Raw genomic sequence first — 5,000 nt, forward strand, 5'->3', positions numbered from 1 at the left:
GGCTGATTATCCGCATGTTTTGATAAAAATGTAAGGATGAACGGGAAAGAAGTAATGACCGACTTGGTGGGGAGAGGTGTAATCTGCTCTTACATAAAAAACATGCCGAGCTTTTCTAAAAAGACTTTGATGTTTTTGAAAAAGACTTTGATGTTTTTTAAAAATATCAAGGTCTTTCTGCAACATGCATCGTGATTTAAAATGTGTACGTACGCATCTGGTTATACATACGTACGTATCGGACTATACATACGGTGCCATCGGGCTACACATATATACGCATCGGTTTACACGTACGTATGTAACTAACTCGAAATATGTAATGTTATTTTAAATGTTAAGCAGTTGTGATATAGACGATTAGTTGCCTTCTGTACGTGAAATGTAGTTTCTATTTATTGGGTAGTTTAAAAACAAGGCTGGCGAGAAACAGGTGGAGGCGCTAAGTCTGCCTAGTGCTGTTAGGAACCTTCTTGTCTACCCTTCTACGTGCGCATACATGCGCGCCCGCAATATAATTATGTGTGTTCGATTTTCTTCCTGTTCTGTTGTTTTCAAAAAGTACTTGTGATGTCCTGTTGTAAATCAGCGTGTTACAAACAAGTTTCAAAAAAGTGTAAGAAAAATCAGATGATATGTTTGGCAGTTAGGTTTAAACCGCCTACCTTTGCACCCGCAATCGAGAGAGATGCGGCACTGAAACAGTGTGTGACTGACTTGGTGAGACAAACGTAGGAGAGTTTCTCCTTTATAAAGGATTCTGCACCCGATATCTTACCTTAGCCGGGCTAAGGGAGCGAGAAGGGATAAGACCTTTTGGAGCATGCAACCAACCGCCTGAAAAAAAACTTCAAAAAAACTTTCGAAAACATTTGGTGGCTAAAAATAAATCTCTTACCTTTGCACCCGCTTTTCAAACGAAAGCACAAAAGAAGAGTTCTTTGAAACGATTATAGATAAACAAACAAGTAGTACAAGTCTGCATGTTATATTATATATAATGTGTAGGAAAACAGAAACCGTCAATTATAGATTATTGATAGATTTGGTTCTTGAGCAGATTATCAACTTAAGTGTTGAAAAAAGATATTTTTACAATGAAGAGTTTGATCCTGGCTCAGGATGAACGCTAGCTACAGGCTTAACACATGCAAGTCGAGGGGCAGCATGGTCTTAGCTTGCTAAGGCCGATGGCGACCGGCGCACGGGTGAGTAACGCGTATCCAACCTGCCTTACACTCTTGGACAGCCTTCTGAAAGGGAGATTAATACAAGATGTTATCATGAGTAAGCATTTTCGCATGATTAAAGGTTTACCGGTGTAAGATGGGGATGCGTTCCATTAGATAGTAGGCGGGGTAACGGCCCACCTAGTCTTCGATGGATAGGGGTTCTGAGAGGAAGGTCCCCCACATTGGAACTGAGACACGGTCCAAACTCCTACGGGAGGCAGCAGTGAGGAATATTGGTCAATGGACGAGAGTCTGAACCAGCCAAGTAGCGTGAAGGATGAAGGTTCTATGGATTGTAAACTTCTTTTATACGGGAATAAACGAATCCACGCGTGGATTTTTGCATGTACCGTATGAATAAGGATCGGCTAACTCCGTGCCAGCAGCCGCGGTAATACGGAGGATCCGAGCGTTATCCGGATTTATTGGGTTTAAAGGGAGCGTAGATGGGTTGTTAAGTCAGTTGTGAAAGTTTGCGGCTCAACCGTAAAATTGCAATTGATACTGGCAGTCTTGAGTACAGTTGAGGTAGGCGGAATTCGTGGTGTAGCGGTGAAATGCTTAGATATCACGAAGAACTCCGATTGCGAAGGCAGCTTACTAACCTGTAACTGACATTGATGCTCGAAAGTGTGGGTATCAAACAGGATTAGATACCCTGGTAGTCCACACGGTAAACGATGAATACTCGCTGTAGGCGATATACGGTCTGCGGCCAAGCGAAAGCATTAAGTATTCCACCTGGGGAGTACGCCGGCAACGGTGAAACTCAAAGGAATTGACGGGGGCCCGCACAAGCGGAGGAACATGTGGTTTAATTCGATGATACGCGAGGAACCTTACCCGGGCTTAAATTGCAACCGAATATGGCGGAAACGCCATAGCTAGCAATAGCGGTTGTGAAGGTGCTGCATGGTTGTCGTCAGCTCGTGCCGTGAGGTGTCGGCTTAAGTGCCATAACGAGCGCAACCCTTGCCGATAGTTACTAACAGGTTATGCTGAGGACTCTGTCGGGACTGCCATCGTAAGATGTGAGGAAGGTGGGGATGACGTCAAATCAGCACGGCCCTTACGTCCGGGGCTACACACGTGTTACAATGGGGGGTACAGAGGGCTGCTACCACGCAAGTGGATGCCAATCCCAAAAACCTCTCTCAGTTCGGATTGAAGTCTGCAACCCGACTTCATGAAGCTGGATTCGCTAGTAATCGCGCATCAGCCACGGCGCGGTGAATACGTTCCCGGGCCTTGTACACACCGCCCGTCAAGCCATGGGAGCCGGGGGTACCTGAAGTGCGTAACCGCAAGGAGCGCCCTAGGGTAAAACTGGTGACTGGGGCTAAGTCGTAACAAGGTAGCCGTACCGGAAGGTGCGGCTGGAACACCTCCTTTCTGGAGAGGACCATCTGAGGTTTTTGTCCTTGTACTACGCGCTTTGTTTATTCATTATAAAGAGAAAGAAGAAGCCGAGTCTAAACAAAGGTAGACTAGGTTGAACGTGACAGTCCTATAGCTCAGTTGGTTAGAGCGCTACACTGATAATGTAGAGGTCGGCAGTTCAACTCTGCCTGGGACTACGAACTCAGTAAGTTCGGGGGATTAGCTCAGCTGGCTAGAGCATCTGCCTTGCACGCAGAGGGTCAACGGTTCGAATCCGTTATTCTCCACTCTCTCTGAAAAGAGAAACGATCTATGACATATTGTACAAGCAAAACAGTAATTTTAGTAGTAAAAAGCTAAAAGTATATATCATCCCGCACTGGCAACAGTGTGCGATAATAAAGAAAGTAAGCAAGGGCGCATGGCGGATGCCTTGGCTCTCGGAGGCGATGAAGGACGTGATAAGCTGCGATAAGCTTCGGGGAGGTGCAAATAACCTTTGATCCGGAGATTTCCGAATGGGACAACCCAATATCTTGAAGAGATATTATCCAACTCAGTTGGAGGCTAACGCAGGGAACTGAAACATCTTAGTACCTGCAGGAAAAGAAAATAATAATGATTCCCCCAGTAGTGGCGAGCGAACGGGGAATAGCCCAAACCGGTTATGTTACGGCATGACCGGGGTAGTAGGACTACGGCATTGCATGAAAACAGCAGAGAAGAACTTTCTGGAAAGAAAGACCATAGAGCATGATAGTTGCGTATTCGAATGTTGTCGAAGCATAGTAGTATCCTGAGTAGCGCGGAGCACGAGGAATTCTGCGTGAATCAGCCGGGACCATCCGGTAAGGCTAAATACTCCCGAGAGACCGATAGTGAACCAGTACCGTGAGGGAAAGGTGAAAAGCACTTCGAACAGAAGAGTGAAATAGTTCCTGAAACCGTGCGCCTACAAGCGGTCGGAGCAGCGTAAGCTGTGACGGCGTGCCTTTTGCATAATGAACCTACGAGTTACCGTTGCCGGCAAGGTTAAGGGTCATGAGGCCTGTAGCCGAAGCGAAAGCGAGTCTGAACAGGGCGTATAGTCGGTAGTGGTAGACGCGAAACCAAGTGATCTACCCTTGAGCAGGTTGAAGTCCGGGTAACACCGGATGGAGGACCGAACCAATAAGCGTTGAAAAGCTTCTGGATGACTTGAGGGTAGGGGTGAAAGGCTAATCAAACTTGGAGATAGCTCGTACTCCCCGAAATGCATTTAGGTGCAGCCTTGACCATTACTAATGTGAGGTAGAGCGACTGATAAGATGCGAGGGCTTCACCGCCTATCAAGTCTTGATAAACTCCGAATGCGCATTAGTTTGAGGTCAGGAGTGAGGGCATGGGTGCTAAGGTCCGTGCCCGAGAGGAGAAGAATCCGGACCACCTGCTAAGGTCCCGAAATAACAGCTAAGTTAAACTAACGAAGTCAGATTGCTAAGACAGCTAGGATGTTGGCTTGGAAGCAGCCATTCATTTAAAGAGTGCGTAACAGCTCACTAGTCGAGGAGTTTGGCGTGGATAATAATCGGGTATTAAGCTGTTTACCGAAGCAGTGGGATCATATAATGATCGGTAGGGGAGCATTCCACTCTGCGTCGAAGGTGGGGCGTGAGCCCTGCTGGAGCGTGTGGAAAAGCAAATGTAGGTATAAGTAACGATAAAGGGGGTGAGAAACCCCCTCGCCGCAAGACTCAGGTTTCCTGATCAACGCTAATCGGATCAGGGTCAGTCGGGTCCTAAGGCTCAGCCGAACGGCGAGGCCGATGGCAGAACCGGTTAATATTCCGGTACTACCCTTTGGGGTGACGTGGAGACGCAGTCGTGACAATGCCGCCAGCTGACGGAATAGCTGGTTAAAGGGTGTAGAAGTTGATTGTGGCAGGCAAATCCACCACAAGATTCGAACCTGACAGTATGGAGCGTCCTTCCGGACAATCCAACAGTGCATGTAATCATACTGCCAAGAAAATCCGCTAAACATAACCTTCAGGGTACCCGTACCGCAAACGGACACACGTAGTCGGGTTGAATATACTAAGGCGCTTGAGTGATTCACGGTTAAGGAACTAGGCAAATTAACCCTGTAACTTCGGGAAAAAGGGTCCCTACCCGTTATCGGGAGGGCGCAGAGAATCGGTCCAGGCAACTGTTTAACAAAAACACAGGGCTGTGCGAAGTCGAAAGACGCTGTATACAGCCTGACACCTGCCCGGTGCTGGAAGGTTAAGAGGAGATGTCATCGCAAGAGAAGCATTGAATTGAAGCCCCAGTAAACGGCGGCCGTAACTATAACGGTCCTAAGGTAGCGAAATTCCTTGTCGGGTAAGTTCCGACCTGCACGAATGG

The 5,000-nt window shown here is 47.3% G+C and carries 2 tRNA genes and 2 rRNA genes (1 of these 4 running past the window's edge); all 4 read left to right on the forward strand.

Annotation, left to right across the window (positions count from 1 at the left end):
• The first annotated feature begins 1,094 nt into the window (after positions 1 to 1,094).
• Positions 1,095 to 2,624 (forward strand): 16S ribosomal RNA (locus I2E77_RS13460).
• Positions 2,625 to 2,735: 111 nt separating this feature from the next.
• A tRNA-Ile gene (locus I2E77_RS13465) sits at positions 2,736 to 2,809 on the forward strand.
• 16 nt (positions 2,810 to 2,825) lie between these two features.
• Positions 2,826 to 2,899: transfer RNA gene (locus I2E77_RS13470), tRNA-Ala, on the forward strand.
• Between the two features lie 114 nt (positions 2,900 to 3,013).
• Positions 3,014 to 5,000 (forward strand): 23S ribosomal RNA (locus I2E77_RS13475) (it continues 898 nt past the right edge of the window).
• Together the 16S and 23S rRNA genes with 2 tRNA genes alongside form the textbook arrangement of a ribosomal RNA operon.

Origin of the sequence: Anaeromassilibacillus sp. 1001302B_160321_C8 (genome assembly GCF_015554745.1) — a bacterium.
In the GTDB taxonomy this organism is placed as follows: domain Bacteria; phylum Bacillota; class Clostridia; order Oscillospirales; family Acutalibacteraceae; genus Anaeromassilibacillus; species Anaeromassilibacillus stercoravium.